Genomic DNA, 17,005 nt, shown 5'->3' on the forward strand with positions numbered 1-17,005 from the left:
CCGGGGTGACCGTGCTCACGACCGGAGGGGACACCCCGCACGGGATGACCGCCAACGCCTTCACGTCGGTCTCCCTGGAACCCCCGCTGATCCTGTGCTGCGTCGCCCTCAACGCACGTCTGCACGCCACGGTCCACGACCGGGGGATGTTCGGCGTGTCCCTGCTGGGGGCGGATCAGACGGCTCTGGCCCGGTACTTCGCCGACGGCTCCCGCCCCACGGGCGCCGTCCAGTTCGACCGGTGGGCCTGGTACCGCGGGGCCCGTACGGGCGCTCCGCTGCTGGCGGGTGCCCGGGGATGGCTGGAGTGCGCGGTGGAGACCGTCCATCACGCCGGGGATCATTCCATCGTGGTCGGGAGGGTGCTCACCGCCGTCGCGGGGGCCGACAGCGACCCCCTGTTCTTCGTGGACGGCGAGCTGAGGGGGCCCGGGGCGGGGCGCTGGAACCTGGAACGCGACAGCTCCACCGAGTCCACGGCCCGCTCGCGGACGTCCCCGGCACCCACCATGAGGGCGGGCAACAGGGACTCGAAGCAGTCATCGGCCCCGTAGGGTTCGACCAGGTAGGAGCCCAATTCCAGCGAGGTCACCCCGTGCACGGTCGTCCACATGTGGTGGGCGACCAGGAACGGATCGCCGTCGTCGAACCGCCCCGCCCGCATGCACCGTTCGGTACAGGCGACCACACCGGCCATCGTGTACCTGCCGTGCTGTCGATCGTCGTCCGAGAGGGAGAACCCAGCCAGGGAGGAGGAACCGAACATCACGGAGTACAGGTGCGGGTCGGCCACCGCGCTCGCCCGGTAGATCCGCCCGTACAGCGCCAGGTCGGCCACGGGGTCCGCGGTCGCCCGCACACGGGAGAACCGCGCGTACAGCCGGGCGAAGCCCTCGTGGACCATCGCCCGGACCAGCCCCGTCATGCCGTCGAAGTTCGTGTAGACGGCCATCGTCGAACACCCGGCCTCCCGGGCGAGTCGACGGGTGGTCAGCGCCGACGGGCCCTCGGAGGCGAGCACGCGCGCGGCCGCGTGGACCAGGGCCGACGGGGTCCGGGGGTCGGCGCGTCTGGGGCTCACACGGCCCACCGTTCGGCCAACCGTGTTCGCCACACCTCGTAGCCCGGCACGCCTTCGCGACCTCGGCCCTCGGCGGGTCGGGTCTCCCGGGCCGACCACGCCGCCGATTCCGGGGAGGCACCGCACAGCGCGGTGACGGCGACTCCCACGTGCGGCACGGAGAGGTCGGCGCGCAGTCGTGCCTCCGCGGCGAAGGCCGCGCCCTGGGCCAGCCAACGCCGATGGGCTCCGGCCCGGTCGCGCAGACGCTCCAGAGCCTCGCGATCCGCGCCCCCGGCGTAGACGGCGGCCAGCCCCACACCGCTGTACAGGTCGGCCCGGCGCCGTTCGGGGAAGGACTCCACCAGGTCGGCGACGCGCCCGGGATCGGCGCAGGCGACGAACCACAGCGCCCGCCCGATCCCTTGGTCCATGGCCCGTGCGGCGTAGCCGGGGTCGCCGGACCAGTGCGCCGGCCGGGTGTCGCGGTCCCTCCGGCGCACGAACCGGTCCGTGTGGAAGTAGGCCTGGTGGAAACCGTAGCCGTCCAGGACCAGCCACCGGAGCAGCGGATCGAGGGTGTGCGCGGACGGCCAGAGCGGCCGGGGAAGCCGGGCCAGGGCCCAGCCGACGCCGACATGGGCCATGTACAGGTGGGGATGCCCCGGTCCCGCCATGTACTCCGCGGCGCGTCGCCCGCGCGGGGTGAGGGCGTCCAGGACGGTGAACGCCATCGCCGCCCCCTCGTGGGCGAATCCGCGGAAGCGCACGGGAACGTCCGCCAGCCGGCGGTCGGTGTCCTCGGGGCTGCCGGTCTCCGCCGCGTGTCCGTAGCCCACCAGGAAGAACCGGCCGACGGTCTCGATGAGGACCCGGGCCGTCGCGGTCCCCTGGTGGAAGCCGCGCGTCTCGACGAGGGTCTGGGTCGTGTTCGGCGTGAGGACGCGGCGGCGCAGCGTCCCGAGGGTGGTGTGCACGAGGACTCCTGGAGCGATCATCGGCCGCAGGCCAGGGGGGCCGTCACGTGGACGTGGTCGGAGGAGGTGTCGGCGAGGCTGATGGCCATGGGCACGTCGGTCGACGCCAAACGTCGCATCGACATCCGGGTCCAGGTGTTCATCCCCTTCCGTACCGTGAGCCGGTGGGGGAGGGTGCCGACCAGTACGTCGGCGTTGGCCGGGGCGCCCGTTCTCATGGCCAGGGCCATGAGGCTCCATTCCCCGCCCGGGACGTTGCCGAGGGTGAAGGTGACGCGCTCGGTGGCGGGCAGGAACCTGTAGGCCACGGGGCGGTTCTGGGGCACGATCGTGTCGTAGACGCCCACCAGCAGCCGACCGTCGGGGATCGCGCGAGGCAGTTCGATCATGCCGCGAACGCTGCCGGTGTGCCGTTCTCCGTCGAGGCTCGCCGGCCCGGGGGAACCGGCCAGTTCGACCGGTGAGGGCATGCGGTTGAAGTCCTTGGAGACCGCGACCATCGACCGCCCCACCTCGGGTTTGCGGTACTCCCTGGGCGACATGCCCACGAGGCGGGTGAACCTGCTGGTGAAGGTGCCCACACTGCTGTAGCCGACGCTGTGCACGATGTCGCAGATGTTCATCGAGGAGGCGACCAGGCGTCTCTTGGCCTCGAACATGCGGACCGCGCCGAGGTACCTGCCCGGAGAGATCCCGACCTCCTGGGTGAACAGCCTGGAGAAGTGGAAGGGGCTTACAAAGACCTCGGCTGCGATATCGGCCAAGGTGATCGGCTCGGCATAGCGTCTGCGTATGAAAGAAACTGCTTGGCAAACCGATTCTCGCACCATGGCTCCTCGTGACTCTACGGCATGTGGGGATGTCGTGGCGTTCGCCGGGGCGCTGCATGTTCCCGTGTATCCGATCATCTTGTACGAAGATTGGCCCGGCGACGTCTTCCGTATTGCTCTTTTCGGTGCCGGCGATAATGTGGCCAAGCGTTGAATCCTCGGTATGGGGAGGGTCGTGCGCACGGATAGGTCACGTCCGAAAACGGCCCCTGAGGGGCGTCATCCGCGCGAGGTTCTGGGTTCCGCGCTGATCAGAGTGCTTCTCACTGTTCTTGTGTGTACGGGTGTGTCTCTTGTTGCATTTGGGGTCTCCTCGCCCCGAAGGTGACTCTTCTCTGTGTTTAATTAGTCACACCTAGTGGTGTGATCTTGCTGGCCGCATTCTTGGAGCATTGATCGGTGTCCGGGTGTTGCGGCCAATTGAAGATTGTGTTATCGGGACGGCCAGCAATGCACGAGAAGGAATTCGTTGGCCGGTGAACCTATCGTGGTGAACATAATCCCGGTGCCCATTAGCTGGTTAAAGGAGAGAACAGATGGCGATCGACCTGGCGCACAAACAACCGCCGCCGGACCCCGCGGACGCCGAACTCCAGGCGGGCCTGGCCGGTCAGCCGCCCCTGACCGAGTTGGCCAGTGAGCAGCGCGACGCGCTCAACTTCTCCTACCGCACGACGCTCAGCATGGACCCCCGCCTCGTCGCCGGTGACCCCGCCGCCTGGCAGAGCGACTTCGGCTACGCCCTCAACAAGGCCGCCGTCCGCCTGGACACGCGCACCGACGAGGAACTCGCCCGCGACGCCCTCTCCCACCCCGACCCGGTGGCCCGTGAGCAGGCCGTCTTCGAGTACGCCGACCGCGACCCCGCGGACGTCTTCGAGGTGCTGGAACAGGTCGTGCGCACCGAGAAGGACCGCGAGATCCGGTGGGACACCCTGTGGGCCATCGAGAAGCTCGGCGGCCCCCACGCCATGAGCACCCTGTCCCGGTTCCTGGACGACCCGGACCCCGAGATCGCCGAGTGGGCCAAGCTCTTCCTCAGCGAGCTGCGGACCGGAGACCCGGCCTTCGACGCGCGTGAGGCCGTCTTCACCGAGGGCCGCACCTTCGACGAGACGATCTACCTGCTCATCCACTGCGACCTGTACATCCGCCTGGACGACACCAACCGGCACTGGGGCAAGCTCTCCCTCGGGCCGCGCGGCCTCGCCCGGGTCTACGGCCAGGCGCACGCCTGCCCCAACGTCGCCACGCGCGAACGCCAGCTCCTGATGGCCAAGACCATCGACGGGCTGTACGAGGACGGCACCCGGCACATGGACAACTACCTGTTCCGCGGGTTCACCGACCGGACCAGGGCCGACCGGGGCAACTTCTACTTCGAGTCCCAGGTGCCCCGGACCTTCTACCACTCGGGGCGCGCGGCGGACCCGAGCCGGGGTACCCGCCAGACCGACATCGGTTTCGCCCGCTTCGGCACCTGGTTCCTCGACCCCGACATCCAGGTGCGCGGGGAATCGGCCATCCGCTACGTCCGCGGTCGCTTCCAAGGGTGGGGCTACACCGACGTCGAGAACATGGTCGGCAAGGACATCACCGAGATGCTGGCCCCGGGCAACGGAATCCTGTCCACCCTCCACGACCCCGAGGTCGGGCCGAAGACCAACGTGTTCATCCTCGGCACCTTCAAGGGGAAGCTCAACGACTGGGACGGCGACGGGAAGATCGACCTCAACTCCCGCGATGTGTACAGCACCGTGGACGGTGAGCTCGACAGCGACCAGGACGGCATCCCCGACGAGCCCGGTCGCACCTGCTCCGACCACCGCCCCGGCCGCGTCTGACGAACCCCGCGGGGCCCGTTGGGCCCTTCGGGTTCCCTGCACAGGAAAGGTGAGGAAAGTCCATGTCCGAAAAGAAGACCCTGCTCGGCCGCCCGGTGGAGACCGAGGGGGTGCCGAATCTGTACGAGGGATCCCCCGTCGTCAAGTGGAAGGCGCCCGAGCCCGGTATCGACAACCTGGGCCTGCACTCGTGGGACACCTTCGCGATCCCCGGCGTCGGTGAGTTCGACGTCGAGTTCGACGGTTACGTGCGCGTCGTGCGCTCCCCGGCCACCGACGAGGAGTGGGCCGACGCCGAGGTCTACACCAACCTCATCGAGATGCACATGACCGGTGTCTCCGAGGAACTGGGCACCATCACGGTCACCCTCAACCCCGAGTACCTCTCCGCCGGGCAGATCCGCACCCCCTTCGACCCCTACGCGGGGGAGGGGCCGGCCGCCAAGGCCTGTCGGATGGCCGTCGGCTGCATGTTCGACATCCCCAAACTGGGCACCCGGTTGTTCAACCGCGAGCCCGTCATCCTCACCATCGACGACGTCCGTTCCATCCCACCGGCCGGCGCCCCCGGCAAGGGGCAGATCTACCGGATGCTCCCGCTCTACGACGTCCGCACCCCCTGGGACGAGCCGACGGCCTACCTGACCAGCCTGAAGTTCAACATGGGCGGCTACCTGCCCCCCGAGCGCTTCAGCTGATCGACCGCGGTGGGTGGACGGGCGGGGCCCGTCCACCCACCGTCGCGCGCCCCGACCCGCATCGAGAGTGGAGAGCCCCGTGTCCGTCGAACCCGTCGCACCACCCGAAGAGCGGCCCCGCCCGGAATCCGGTCCGCCGGGCGGCCCCGAGTTCACCCACGAGATCCTCGAATTCCCTCCCCTCGGCTCGTCGGGGGGACATCCGGTCGCCCACCGTCGCTGGGAGGAACTCGTCAGCGACATCCATATCCGGGGCCACGGCCTCGACGACGTGTGGAACGCCCTCACCGATCCCTACGCCATCGCCCAGTGGTTCGCCGACGCGGACGAGTTCTGGGCCGCCCCGGGTCGGGAGAGCGCGCTGGACTTCAACGACGGCGAGTTCTTCTGGTGCCGTACCGTCGCCGCCGAACCCCCCCACGAGGGCCGTGCGCTGTTGGAACACCTGTGGCGCTGGGTCGGGGTGGGGCCCGCGACCACCGTGCGCTGGGAACTCTCCGAACCGACCGGCGGGGTGGTCCGTGTCCGCGTCGTCGAGCGCGCCACCAACCCGCCCTCGGACTGGCGGTCCTGGAACGGCATGGGCTGGCCCGGCATCCTGGACCAGCTCGCCGAACACCTGCGCACCGGCCGCCGGCAGCGGTGGCCCTGGCGGCGCATGGGACCCTACATCCAGACCGAGCTGCCCCTCGGCACCTTCGAGGCCTGGTCGACGCTGACCTCGATACCGGCCCTCCAGTTCTGGCTCGGGCGCAGTTCGGGCACCCTCGTCGAAGGTGACCGGGTCGACTTCACCATCGGCGACGCCAGCGGTACGGCCTCGCTGACCGTGACCCGACACGTCGAGGCCAACCAGAGCTTCCCCTCCTTCCAGCCCCGCTTGGAGTTCACCCTCCACCGCCTCGGGTGGCCCGGCCCGCTCGACGGGCACCTGTGGATCGAACCGGCGGGCCTGGGACGCAGCGTCCTCCAGGTGTTCCACTCCGGGTGGGAACGGTTCGGGCAGCTCGCCGAGGCCCCGGTGGACCGGGCGCTGCTCACCGCCTTCTGGGCGTCGGCCTTCGGACGGCTGGTCCTGCTGATGGGCGGCCCCCCGGGTGAGGCGCCGGGATCGGGGACCGACGGACCGGGACCGCACGCGTGGAGCAGGTGACCCCCGGCCGCGTCGCGCGCCCCGCCCCGACGCGCTTCGAGACGGCCCGCCGTCTGGGCGCGCTCGGTCTGATCGGGGCGGGCACGGTCGTCACCGCCGCGGTCGCGGCCGCCGCCGGCCTGCCGGGTGGAGGCGCCGCGGGCGCCCGGCGCGGCGTGGCGACCTCCGTGGCCGTCGGCCTCCAGCGCTTGGGGCCGACGGCGGCCAAGGCCGGGCAGCTCATCGGATCCCGGCGCGACATGATCGGCCCGATCTGGGCGGACGCCCTGGGCGTGCTGCACGATCGGGCCCGACCCATGTCCGCCGCCGAACGCGCGGTCGCCCTCCGGAGAGCGCGGGACGAGGTGCCGGCTCTGGCCGACGTCGAGGTCACCGGGATCCTGCTCGGTTCGGGCACCGTCGGTTGCGTCTACCGGGGGGCCGTCGGTTCCGAACGGGTCGCGGTCAAACTGCGCCGTCCGGGCGTGGACCGGCTCATGGCGGCCGACCTGAGGCTGCTGCGGGCCGCCGCGTCGTTGGCGGTCCGTTGGGACCGCACCGGTGGCCGGCCACTGGCGGACCTGGTCGACTACGTCGCCGACGTGATCATGGCCCAGACCGATTACATCGCCGAGGCGGAGAACCACCGCGTTCTGGCCGCGAACCTGGCCCGCCTGCCCGGGGTCGACGTCCCCGCCCTGTACCCGGATCTGTGCGGATCGAGCGTACTGGTCACCCGGTACGTCCCCGGTCTGGGCGCCCGGGTCCCGCCCACCGCGCAGGCGGTCGCGGCGCGCCGTGCCCTGCGCGCCGTGCGGCGCATGGTGTTCGAGGACGGTTTCGTCCACTGCGACCTGCATCCGGGCAACCTCTACGTTCACGGGAACGGCCGGGTCGTGCTCTTGGACGCCGGGTACGCGGTACGGGTCTCGGAGCACACCAGGGAGAGCCTGGACCGCTTCTTCCGTGCCATCGCCATCGGCGACGGGCGTACCTGCGGGGAGATCGTCTTCGACAGCGCGCCGGACGCCGACGAACGGCGCCGGGGTGAGTTCGTCGAGGCGATGGAACGCCACGTCCGGGCGCACGGCGGTGACGGGGGCGTGTTCACCATGGCGGAGTTCGGCAACGGGATCTTCGAGTTGCAGACCCGCTACGGCGTGCATTCGCGGGCGGAGTTCGTGTTCCCGCTGTCCGCGCTGATGGTCGCCGAGGGGACGCTGCGCTCCCTCATGCCCACCGTGGAGATCCAGGACGGGTTCTGACCGTTCCCGCGTCGTTCACCGGCCACGGGAGGACCCGCCCAGGAACGAGCGCAGGTGGACGGCCGGGGCGGCCGACACCACCGGGGGGTCCAAGGGGTCGAGAGCTCTCAGGGTCAGCGCGGCGGTCCCGCTCCCGGCCGCCGTGCGTCCCCGGCTGACCAGCATGTCCTCGTCGCCGCCCACGGCCAGGTCGACCAGGGGGGAGTGGGCGGGCAGCGACATCAGGAACATCTCCGACCGTCCCGCCGCCGGACGCTGTTCCAACAGCGTGCCCGCGGCCCCCTGCACGATTCCGAACCCCGACAGCCCGCCCTGGGGCAGACCCGAGTCGAACAGGCCCACGAACGAGATCCGATCGGTGAGCGGCGTCCCGGCCGTGCCGGACAGCGTCAGTCGGCAGTCCACCCTGCGGCTCCCCGTGGCCCGGGCCCGCTCCAGGTCGGGCTCGGTGATGCGGTATCCCGCCAGGACGTCCACCAGTTCCCGGAACCTTCCCGGGGAGACCCCCACGAGGCGGGTGAACTGCGTGGTGAAGGAACCGATGCTCTGGTACCCGATCCGATCGCTGATGCTCATCACCGTCTCGGAGGTCTCCGCCAACAGGCGTTTGGCCTCCTGCATCCGCAACGCCGTCAGAAAACGTCCCGGAGTGGTCCCCGTGTGCCTGGCGAAGATCCGATGGAAGTGGAACTGACTGTAGAAACCAGAGGACGCGAGATCGGCCAGCAGGTGCGGGGCGGCCGGGTCCTCGCGGATGGCGCCCACGGCCGCCAGCACCGCCTCACGCTGGGCGGGGTTGTCCTTGCCGGTCCCATCAGCGGCCATGTCGTCCTCCTTCAGAGCCGGCCGCTCTCACGGCCTGTTCCAGACTCGCTCGCCAGGTGATCTCGAAGACGTCGCGCAGCCGGGTCATCCTACTCTCGGCCCCCGATACGATCGGCCACTGAGAGTGATGGATCGACAACACCACCCCGGTGCCGTCGTGGTGGGTCCGCACCACGGCGCGCGTCACCCCGTCGCCCACGTCGACGAACAGACTGAGCCGTTCGTCGAAGTAGTCCTCGACCCGGCGGATGGGGAAACGCCAGGGGCCCGCGTCGTCGACCACGTAGAACGCCGTCGGCGGGTAACCCGGTCCGCTCACGGGCAACCATCGGAAGAGGTTCCGCCGGTGCAGGGGCAACCAGGTCCCCACGGGGACGCGCACCCCGAGGGAGATGGAGCGGATTCCCGGTGGCGCCTGGCCTCCCTCCTCCGCGGCCAGGTAGAAGCGGAGCCGTTCGACACAGTCGTCCCAGAAGACCTCCCGCGCCACACGGGGCACAGAACGCGCATGGGGGAACTCCTCCCTGATCCGCAGGAGCGAACCGGCCGGTCCCGTCTCCACCGCCACCCGGATCCGACTCGGGGCCTCGACACCGAACTCGGACCAGTCCAGGGTGATGGACCGCCCCGGACCGACCTCACGGACCCGGAGACGGACGTACTCCACCGAGGGCGTGGTCAGAATCCACGTACCGTGAGTGCCGTCGGACCCGTGCGGCACGCCGTCCGGACCCAGCCCGCCCAACCAGTCGCCCACCGCGGCGGGGGTGCTCATCGCCCGCCACAACCGCTCCGGGGGCGCGGGCATCGGCACCGCGCGTTCGATCGCCTCCACACCGACCTCCTCTCCGCTCTCGCGTCGCCACCGGTTCCTAGAACGGCACCAGGGCCTCGTACCCTCCGTCGGGCCGCCAGTCCGCCGGATCCGACGACCACAGCCGCACACCGTCCGGACCGACCAGGGCCCGCACCGTGCGAGGGCCACCGTGCCCGCTCGGAGCCTCCACCCGCGCGTGTCCGATGCCGGGAAGACATCCCCGGAGCACACGGTTCAGCGTGGACCCCGGGTCCGCCGGGTCGAGGTTGGCCGCGCCCCCGACACCTCCCACCACCGCGACCGCCCCCGAGGACGTCGACAGGCGCGGCCCGCCCAGCGCGTACACCCCCGCCTCTCCCTCGGTCCCCGAACGCCCCAGGAGTCGGACGAGCGTGCGCGCCCCCCACGCCGGCGGGACGATCGCGAAACCGGCGGCGCGAAGACCGGGGCCGGCGACACCCGCGGCCATGCCCACCTCGCTCCACAGCGTCCACTCCGCCACGGTGAACGTCACCCGGGGGAAGGACTCCGCCAACTCTCGGACGGCCGCCCGAGAGCACGCGTGGGACAGGGCGTAGGCGCCGAACCCCCGGTGCGCCGCCCGGCTCTCCGTGGACCCCGGCACGAGCACGCTCGCCAGCGGACCCCGGGCCGCCGCCCGCACCCACCGTTCCAGCTGTTCCCCACGCCGTCGGGCGGCCCGGTCCAGCATCGTTCCCGACAATCGGTCCCACCGTCGCAAGCCCAGTTCGCCCGCCGCGTGCACCAGGTGGACGGCGGGCGAGGACAGGGTCCGCAGCACGGCGTGGGCGTCGACCCCGTCCAGCTCCGCGCGCACCACCGTCGTGGGCGCCGTCGCGCGCACCGAGGCCAGGGCCTCGGCCCGTTCCGCAGGAAGTCCCCCCTCGTCCGTCCGGTCCACCAGGACCACCGGGTGGCCGAGCACCGCGAACTCCCGTGCCGACCGCAGGCCGATGCCGCCCAGACCACCGGTGATCACCACCGGTCCCGGAACGGGAGGCCGCCACCGGGGCGCCGTGACCGGTTCCCAGGAGGTGGCGTCGACCGGGCCGTGCGGACGGTCGCCGTTCGATCTCACCCTCACCCGTAGCCACGGCCGCTCGGCGACGGCCGCGGCCAGGACCCCGCCCAGGGGCAGACCGTCCCCGACCACCTCCAACGGCGCGCGCCACCGTTCGGCCCACGCCAGCGCGGCCAGGAGCCGGTCGCCGTCGCCGGGGGACCACCGCCGCCCGGTGCGCACGCGGACGTACCGGGGGCCGACGTCGAACTCGGTGCGCGCGGGGACGCGACGGAACGCGCGCTCGCCGGAGGCGCGTTCACGGAACACCAGGTCGGCGGTGTGGGAGCCGCCGCCCTGGAGCGCGGGGCCCGTCCGAAGGGAGGTCGGCACCTGTGCGCTCCGCCGCTCACCAGACGGGCTTGCGGTTGCGGGCCAGGAGGCCGCGCAGGATGACCGGGTGCGCCACCGCCTGGAAGTTGAGGTCCGGGCACATCCGTTTGACCTGTCCCTCCACCGCGAGCAGGGCCACCAGCGGGAAGACGAACGAGGTGCGCGAGTAGGCGTTGTAGCGGCGCTGGATCATGAAGAAGTCGGCGATGAACGCGGTCAGACTGAACGCCCCGGCCGTCATCCCGTGGACCTCCGTGATGAGTCGCTCCAGTTCACGACGGAACCCCTTCTCGTCCTCGGCCGACACCGGTCCCATGCTCACGGCCAGGGCGTGGTCGGCGCAGACCTCGGCGTTGCCCGCCGCCATGCCCAGGAAGAACTCCGTGAAGTGCTCCTGGGTCGCCCGGTCCAGCGTGTACGTGAAACCGCCGTCGACCACGGCCAGACGGCCGTCCTCCAGGAACCACCAGTTCCCGGGGTGCAGGTCACAGTGGATCTCGCCCGTGGTGAAGAGCATCTCGAAGACCAGGGTCAACAGCAGTCGGCCACCCTGGGGTCCCGGGTGGTGCCGGCCCCCCTCCTCCTGCCCGGGGATCCACTCCATGAGCAGGGTGTCGCGGTCCCCGGGCACGCCCACGGGGCGGGGGAAGACCACCGGATAACGGTCCTCCAGAGAGGCGAACCGTTCCAGCGCCGCGCGCTCGGCCGCCAGATCGGTCTGCCGACGCACCACGGCGCAGAAGTCCTCGGTCAGGGCCACCACGGGCATCCCCCGGCAGAAGGGCAGCCGTGCCACGGCACGCGCCGTCGCCTCCACCACGGCCAGATCCGTCTCCAACCGTTCGCGGACACCGGGACGGCAGGTCTTCACGGCGAGGTCCCCCGAAGGGCCGGTGCGTCGTTCCACCACGGCGATGCTGCCCGAGCGCCGGGGCCCGCCGCGGCGGGCGCCTTCGAGCCCGTACCCCAGCGCCAGGCGATCGCGCATGACGCGGCACAACCCCCGGGGGAGCAGGTCCTCCCGGGTCGACACCAGTTGACCCAGTTTCACGAACGCCGGTCCCAGGTCCGCGCACAGGTCGGAGACCAGTCTCCCCACCCGTTCGTCGGAGCGTTCCGCGGTCTCGGGGGACGAGCGCCGACGCACCAGATGGGGCAGGCACCGGGCGCCGGCGTACAGCGAGCGGCCCAGGATGACGACCGTGCGCGCGGCGGTGCCCCTCACGACGCGGATCCCGTCGCCCCGTCGTCCTCCGCCAGGAGGCCCGCCAGTCTGCCCAGGTAGTACGGCCAGCCGGCGCTGTACCCCTCGATGAGGGCCTCGGACACGTCGGTGTGGGTGAGCGTGAACGTTCCCTTCCCGATCCGGGCGCTCAGCACCGAGTCGGGATGGCCCGGATCGTGCAGCACACCGGTCAGCGTCCGTCCCGGGACGCACTCGGCCACCTCGAAGACCTTGTCGTGGACGTGCCCCTCGTGGTCGAAGGTCAGGACGTACCTGTCGGTCCCCTCGGCGACGGCCGGGGCGAGCCAGGCGCCGACCGACGCGAGGTCGGTCAGCGCGGACCAGACCCGCTCCGGCGCCGTGTCGAAGGGGAAGGAGAGGGCCAGTGTGCGGGACGGGACGTCGACGTCCATGGAGACGGGGGACAGGGGGACGGTCATCGTGTTCTCCCTGGGTGGGTCAACGGGTCAGAGCCCGCAGGGCGGACAGCGAGGGGGTGAAGAAGTAGCCACCGCCGCGGGGGGCGGTGAAGGGCTCCGGCATCGGCAGGCGCACCAGGGTCCCCTCGGAGTCCCCGGAGGGCATGCGCAGGACGAACTCGCGCGGGACCCGATCGCCCAGGGGGCGGTGGGGCCGGCCGACGATCGGGTCGTGGTTGTCGCCTTCGTGCTGCTGGTAGGGGTTGTTCAGCCAGGAGCGCACGACGAACTCGAATTGCCGTTCCAGCGATGTCTGGTAGCAGGCGAACGCCATCCCCCGCTCCCCCCGATCGGCGTAGGGCATGCCGCGGCGCAACAGCCGGTGCGTCTCGATCGCGGCCGTGGTCTCCAGGTCGGTCTCGTGGTCACGGGGGTAGGCCTTGCGGATGTGCGCGCCGACCGGGACGCGCCAGCCCCGGGTGTCGTCCACGGGGCCGCGTTCGGCGGTGAACCCGAAGTCGTTGTCCGACAACGGGCAGGACGACACCCGTGGATCGGGGCCGTTCGGCCGCAGGCTCACCGGGGTCCCGTCGCGCCAGCGTCCGAACAACCGGGACGAGATCGCGTCCGGCGACCACCCCGGGAATCCCCTGCGGGCCAGTTCGGCCGCGGCCCGATCGGCGAAGGCGAAGAAGGAGTCGACGTCCTGGCGGTAGCGCCGCGTCACCAACAGGGAACCGTTGACGGTCCAATCCGGTCCTCCCGAGACCACCGGTCCGGGCGTGTCCGACAGCAGCGGATCCTGCCCGGGGTGTCCGAAGACGAACTCGCCCGGCCACAACCGTCGCTGTCCCGGCAGGGCCTCCTCGGGCCGCTCGGGGTCGGTGACCGGCGACAACGGTTCCCCCGTGTCTGCGGCCACCCCCCGGACGGCGGGCTGGGACACCGGGTCCCGGTAGCCGAAGTGCTCCCGTTCGTACCGGTGCCCCTCGCCGGCCAGCGACGCGCACCGGTCCCGATGCAGGACGCGCGGTCCCCCCGGGCCGGCCGTCAGCCGATCCGCCAGCGCGGCGGCGGCCCCGTCGTCGGCGGCGCGCACCACCAGGAGCGCGTCCGCCGTCGTTCCGGGTCCGCCCACCGGCCAGTTCCCCGCGTGTCCGGGGTCGGCCGGATCCACGGGGTCGCCCAGCAACGACGAACGAGCGGCCAGACCGTCCTGGAAGGGCACGTCCAACAGGGTGTCGGGGCGCAGTCCCAGCATCCGCAGCCCGGAGGCGGAGAACGACACTCCGACGGAGGTCCCCCCACCGCCCCCCGCCCGCAGGTCCATGAGGGCCCTGGTGGAGGTGACCCGGGGGACGACACGCGCCAGCCACCGGTGAGGGTTCCCGGTCAGCCGCAGGTAGAGGTGGTGTTGGACGGGGCCGCCGAACGGCACCAGGATGTTGCCCTGGATCTCGTTCAGGTCCAGGAGGGGTTCCCGGGCCGTCCTGCGGCCGTCCGCGATCTTCGCGTCCACATGTTCCCCTGGTCGGGTCAACCGGCCGCGACGCCGGGGTAGCGGCCCTTCTCGGGGAAGATCTCCAGGCGCGTCAGCAACGAGTACATGTCGAACCCGTAGATGATGTCCGACAGGCGCCCGTCGGTGACGGTGAAGACGTCGATGGACCGGGTGATCGCGGCGGTGCCCGTCGCGTCGTGGCCCATCAGGGCCCTCCGGTGCGTGCCGGCGAAGGCGGCCAGCAGCGACGCCCGGTCACCGTCGATGATCACGCGCTCCACGCTGAACCGGTAGTCCGGGAAGGCGTGCAGGAACGCCGCCATGGTGACGGTCTCCTGGTGCAGGTCGGTGGCTTCCGGGGCGATCAACCGCCCCACCGCCGACACGTCGCGTCCGTTGAGGACCTCGTTGACGAACGCGCGCAGCACGAACTTGCCGTCACCGGTGGTGCCGGTGGGAGTGGTGACCTCGACGACGCCCTCGCCCTCCGGAGCGCCCAGAGCCGAGGCCATCGCCTCCAGGTCGTAGGCCAGGGTCACGGACGTGATGGTCGTGCCCGAACCGTGCAGCGTGACGGTCAACGGCAGCGCGACCTCGGCGCCCGTGGGCGCGGTCCGCCACATCGGCCTGGCGAACGTGCCGCGCACGGTCACCTCGGCCGTCGCCGTGTCGCCGTCGATACCCAGCCGCTCCACGTCGACCGCGTATCCGTCCAAGGCGCCGACGACGCACAGGTGGACCAGGGAGCCCGCCGCGTCCGACACCGCGTCGATGTCCACCAGGGCGTCCAGGGCCGCCAGGTCGAACCGGCCCAGCACGGCGTCCAGGTACGCCCGCGCCGTCTCCTCGAAGGTCTCGACCGCCGTGACCTCGGGGCCGGTGCCGATGACGCCGAGGAAGCGCAACATCCGCAGCTCGTTGCCCACGCCCCAGCGTTCGGTCATCTTGTCGCCGTGGAACCGTACCGCGTCGGTGCGCCGCGCGGTGATGAGTTCGCCCGAGGCCGGCAGCCCCATGAACTCGTTCTGCATGGTGCCGTACCACTTGCCGACGCACACCACGCTGTCGCCTTCGAACAGCTCCTCGTCGACGTCGTAACGGAAGTCCGGGAACGACTCCAGGAATTCCTCCAGCACGCCTTTGAACCCGTTCAGGGCGACGTCCTGCCCCGGGTAGGGGTTCCAGTCGACGTAGTCGGCGACCTTCAACGTTTCGACGCGATCGACGCGGTGCTCGTTGAAGACCTCCCTCACCCATCGCCGGATACCGTCCACGACTTCTGGTCTGGTCGTCTCGCTCATGGTGCTCCTTTCCCTGCCTCGTTCGGGACAAGCCGGGATTCTTCTTGACATTAAGCCCGGTCCGTCGAACGCTCCTTCTCTCAACTTGCGGGGCTGAGGGAGGCGAAGAAAAGCCTGTTCAGAGCCTTATCTAAAGGCTTGGAGGAAAGTCAGCAATCCATGAGAAGACGTACACCGCGTATCGTGTCGGTCACCGGGTACTGTGCGGGTGCCACCCCTTATCGAGCGCACTCGCGCACCAATATGGGGAACGAAACATGGGAGGAATTCATGGCGGAGAAAAGCGGAGCCGCGAAACTGGGGATCAAACCGGGATTCGTCGTCGTCGCGCACAACGCGCCGGAGGACTACCTCGACATCCTCGGTGAACTACCGGCCGCGGCGACCGTCACCGACGAGCCCGAGGCCGCACCCGATCTGCTCCACCTCTTCTCGACCACCTTGGAGGAACTGCGCAAGAACCTCACCGAACGGCTGCCCGACGTCCCCGACACGACGGTGGTCTGGCTCTCCTACCCCAAGGGCGGTACGAAACGGGAGCTCAACAGGACCATCGTCATGGACGAGGCGGTCGAGGTCGGCTGGAAGGCGGTCTACGGCGTGTCCCTCGACGACGGTTGGTCGGCCAACCGCATCAAGCGCGCCTGACCTTTCCGCCGTGCGCGGTACGACGTGTCGCGCCCACGATTGTTTGGAGGACCATGATCAGCGTCAAGGGACTGGGGTGCCGGTTCCGGGTACGCCGGAACGAGCATGTCGACGCCCTGAAGGACGTCTCCTTCTCGGTCGCGGAGGGGGAGCTGGTGGCCCTGCTCGGACCCAACGGTGCGGGTAAATCGACCGCTCTGCGCGTCCTGACCGGGCTGGTCCCACCCACCTCCGGCAGTGCCTCCGTCGCCGGGATCGACGTGGTCGCCGACCCCACGGGGGTCCGCCGCAGGATCGGTTTCGTCGGTCAGGGCAACGGCGCGGCCCACGAACAGCGGGTGGACGACGAACTGCACGCGCAGGGGCGCGCCTACGGGCTGCCCCGGGCCGACATCCGCGCCAACGTCGCCGAACTGGTGGAACTCCTCGAACTGGGCGACCTCCTCACCCGCCCCGTCCGCTCACTGTCCGGCGGTCAGCGCCGCCGGGTCGACATCGCCCTGGGCCTGGTACCGCGCCCGCCGATGCTCTTCCTCGACGAACCCACGACAGGGCTGGACCCCCACCATCGCGCCCACCTCTGGGAGCACGTCGACGGCCTGCGCCGGACCTTCAACACCACGATCCTGCTCACCACCCACTACCTGGAGGAGGCCGACGAGCACGCCGAACGGGTCCTGGTCATCGACCACGGACGCGTCATCGCCGACGACACCGCGGCCCGTCTCAAGCGCGATCACGTCGGACACCGCGTGGCCCTGGACTTCGACGCCGCCGACGAGGCCGTGCGCGCCGCCAAGACCGTCGAGGACACGACGACCGCCCGCGATGTCGGCGTCGACGGCGCCACCGTGCACCTGCGCGTCGACGGCGGCGACACCGTCGTCCCCCTGCTGTTGCGCTCCCTGGACGCCGAGGGGACGACCGTGCGCCGTCTCGTCCTGACCGAACCCACGCTCAACGATGTGTTCCTCGAATTGACCGGCCGCTCCCTGCGCGAAGGCGACCGGTACCACGGCGAACCGGAGGTGACGGCGTGACGGCCGAAG

Annotated in this window: 17 protein-coding genes and 1 pseudogene; 8 read left to right on the forward strand and 10 right to left on the reverse strand. The window is 70.7% G+C overall.

All coding sequences use genetic code 11. From position 1 onward, the window contains the following. Positions 1 to 44: 44 nt before the first annotated feature. Positions 45 to 365, forward strand: a pseudogene (locus tag PWG71_RS17625) (flavin reductase family protein); the annotation flags it as partial. Here the strand turns inward: PWG71_RS17625 and PWG71_RS17630 are convergent. Genes PWG71_RS17630 through PWG71_RS17640 form a run of 3 tightly spaced genes read right to left on the reverse strand, consistent with a single transcriptional unit; the run spans position 341 to position 2,801 of the window. After that, positions 341 to 1,081, reverse strand: a complete 741-nt coding sequence (locus tag PWG71_RS17630; RefSeq protein WP_274810865.1) for a TetR/AcrR family transcriptional regulator — start codon at positions 1,079 to 1,081, stop codon at positions 341 to 343. The pseudogene PWG71_RS17625 and the gene PWG71_RS17630 sit on opposite strands and share 25 nt — an antisense overlap. Next, positions 1,078 to 2,037 (reverse strand): DUF1702 family protein, encoded by a 960-nt coding sequence (locus PWG71_RS17635; protein ID WP_274810867.1) that lies wholly within the window; start codon positions 2,035 to 2,037, stop codon positions 1,078 to 1,080. The genes PWG71_RS17630 and PWG71_RS17635 overlap by 4 nt, the downstream gene beginning before the upstream one ends. Positions 2,038 to 2,054: 17 nt before the next feature. Next, positions 2,055 to 2,801, reverse strand: a complete 747-nt coding sequence (locus tag PWG71_RS17640; protein WP_274810869.1) for a helix-turn-helix transcriptional regulator — start codon at positions 2,799 to 2,801, stop codon at positions 2,055 to 2,057. A 28-nt stretch (positions 2,802 to 2,829) separates the two neighbouring features. On the opposite strand from PWG71_RS17640, the gene PWG71_RS17645 reads away from it, so the two are divergent. The 5 genes from PWG71_RS17645 to PWG71_RS17665 all read left to right on the forward strand — a co-directional run bounded on the left by PWG71_RS17645 (position 2,830) and on the right by PWG71_RS17665 (position 7,806). After that, entirely contained in the window at positions 2,830 to 3,021 is a 192-nt protein-coding gene (locus PWG71_RS17645; RefSeq protein WP_274810870.1) for a hypothetical protein, read from the forward strand. Positions 3,022 to 3,403: 382 nt separating this feature from the next. Then, positions 3,404 to 4,711: a HEAT repeat domain-containing protein gene (locus PWG71_RS17650; protein ID WP_274810871.1), complete on the forward strand. Its 1,308-nt coding sequence runs from the start codon at positions 3,404 to 3,406 to the stop codon at positions 4,709 to 4,711. A gap of 62 nt (positions 4,712 to 4,773) precedes the next feature. Beyond that, positions 4,774 to 5,409 (forward strand): DUF6073 family protein, encoded by a 636-nt coding sequence (locus PWG71_RS17655; RefSeq protein WP_274810872.1) that lies wholly within the window; start codon positions 4,774 to 4,776, stop codon positions 5,407 to 5,409. 79 nt (positions 5,410 to 5,488) lie between these two features. Further along, the gene (locus PWG71_RS17660) at positions 5,489 to 6,562 is read left to right on the forward strand and encodes an SRPBCC domain-containing protein (protein WP_274810874.1); all 1,074 of its coding nucleotides are present in this window, start codon (positions 5,489 to 5,491) and stop codon (positions 6,560 to 6,562) included. Then, the gene (locus tag PWG71_RS17665; protein ID WP_274810875.1) at positions 6,550 to 7,806 is read left to right on the forward strand and encodes an ABC1 kinase family protein; all 1,257 of its coding nucleotides are present in this window, start codon (positions 6,550 to 6,552) and stop codon (positions 7,804 to 7,806) included. Before PWG71_RS17660 ends, PWG71_RS17665 begins: the two co-directional genes overlap by 13 nt. Positions 7,807 to 7,821: 15 nt before the next feature. On the opposite strand, the gene PWG71_RS17670 is transcribed toward PWG71_RS17665, so the two are convergent. From PWG71_RS17670 to PWG71_RS17700, 7 genes are read right to left on the reverse strand one after another with little or no spacing between them, the layout of a single operon-like run. Further along, on the reverse strand, positions 7,822 to 8,631 hold the full coding sequence (locus PWG71_RS17670; RefSeq protein WP_274810877.1) for a helix-turn-helix domain-containing protein: 810 nt from the start codon (positions 8,629 to 8,631) through the stop codon (positions 7,822 to 7,824). Beyond that, positions 8,621 to 9,466, reverse strand: a complete 846-nt coding sequence (locus tag PWG71_RS17675) for an SRPBCC family protein (RefSeq protein WP_274810878.1) — start codon at positions 9,464 to 9,466, stop codon at positions 8,621 to 8,623. The genes PWG71_RS17670 and PWG71_RS17675 overlap by 11 nt, the downstream gene beginning before the upstream one ends. A gap of 37 nt (positions 9,467 to 9,503) precedes the next feature. Then, the gene (locus tag PWG71_RS17680) at positions 9,504 to 10,862 is read right to left on the reverse strand and encodes a hypothetical protein (protein WP_274810879.1); all 1,359 of its coding nucleotides are present in this window, start codon (positions 10,860 to 10,862) and stop codon (positions 9,504 to 9,506) included. A gap of 16 nt (positions 10,863 to 10,878) precedes the next feature. Continuing rightward, the gene (locus PWG71_RS17685) at positions 10,879 to 12,087 is read right to left on the reverse strand and encodes an AarF/UbiB family protein (protein WP_274810880.1); all 1,209 of its coding nucleotides are present in this window, start codon (positions 12,085 to 12,087) and stop codon (positions 10,879 to 10,881) included. Further along, a complete protein-coding gene (locus PWG71_RS17690; RefSeq protein ID WP_274810882.1) occupies positions 12,084 to 12,527 on the reverse strand; it encodes an SRPBCC domain-containing protein in 444 nt (147 codons plus the stop codon). Before PWG71_RS17690 ends, PWG71_RS17685 begins: the two co-directional genes overlap by 4 nt. Positions 12,528 to 12,546: 19 nt before the next feature. Further along, the gene (locus PWG71_RS17695) at positions 12,547 to 14,025 is read right to left on the reverse strand and encodes a Dyp-type peroxidase (RefSeq protein ID WP_274810884.1); all 1,479 of its coding nucleotides are present in this window, start codon (positions 14,023 to 14,025) and stop codon (positions 12,547 to 12,549) included. A gap of 17 nt (positions 14,026 to 14,042) precedes the next feature. After that, entirely contained in the window at positions 14,043 to 15,308 is a 1,266-nt protein-coding gene (locus tag PWG71_RS17700; protein ID WP_274810885.1) for an ester cyclase, read from the reverse strand. A 270-nt stretch (positions 15,309 to 15,578) separates the two neighbouring features. Here PWG71_RS17700 and PWG71_RS17705 point away from each other — a divergent pair, with 270 nt between their 5' ends. After that, positions 15,579 to 15,956: a hypothetical protein gene (locus tag PWG71_RS17705; protein WP_274810887.1), complete on the forward strand. Its 378-nt coding sequence runs from the start codon at positions 15,579 to 15,581 to the stop codon at positions 15,954 to 15,956. Between the two features lie 53 nt (positions 15,957 to 16,009). Then, complete coding sequence (locus PWG71_RS17710) at positions 16,010 to 16,996, forward strand: ATP-binding cassette domain-containing protein (protein WP_274810888.1); 987 nt, start codon at positions 16,010 to 16,012, stop codon at positions 16,994 to 16,996. Positions 16,997 to 17,005: the final 9 nt, after the last annotated feature.

The sequence above is a fragment of the Nocardiopsis sp. N85 genome (assembly GCF_028882275.1).
GTDB classification, from domain to species: domain Bacteria; phylum Actinomycetota; class Actinomycetes; order Streptosporangiales; family Streptosporangiaceae; genus Nocardiopsis; species Nocardiopsis lambiniae.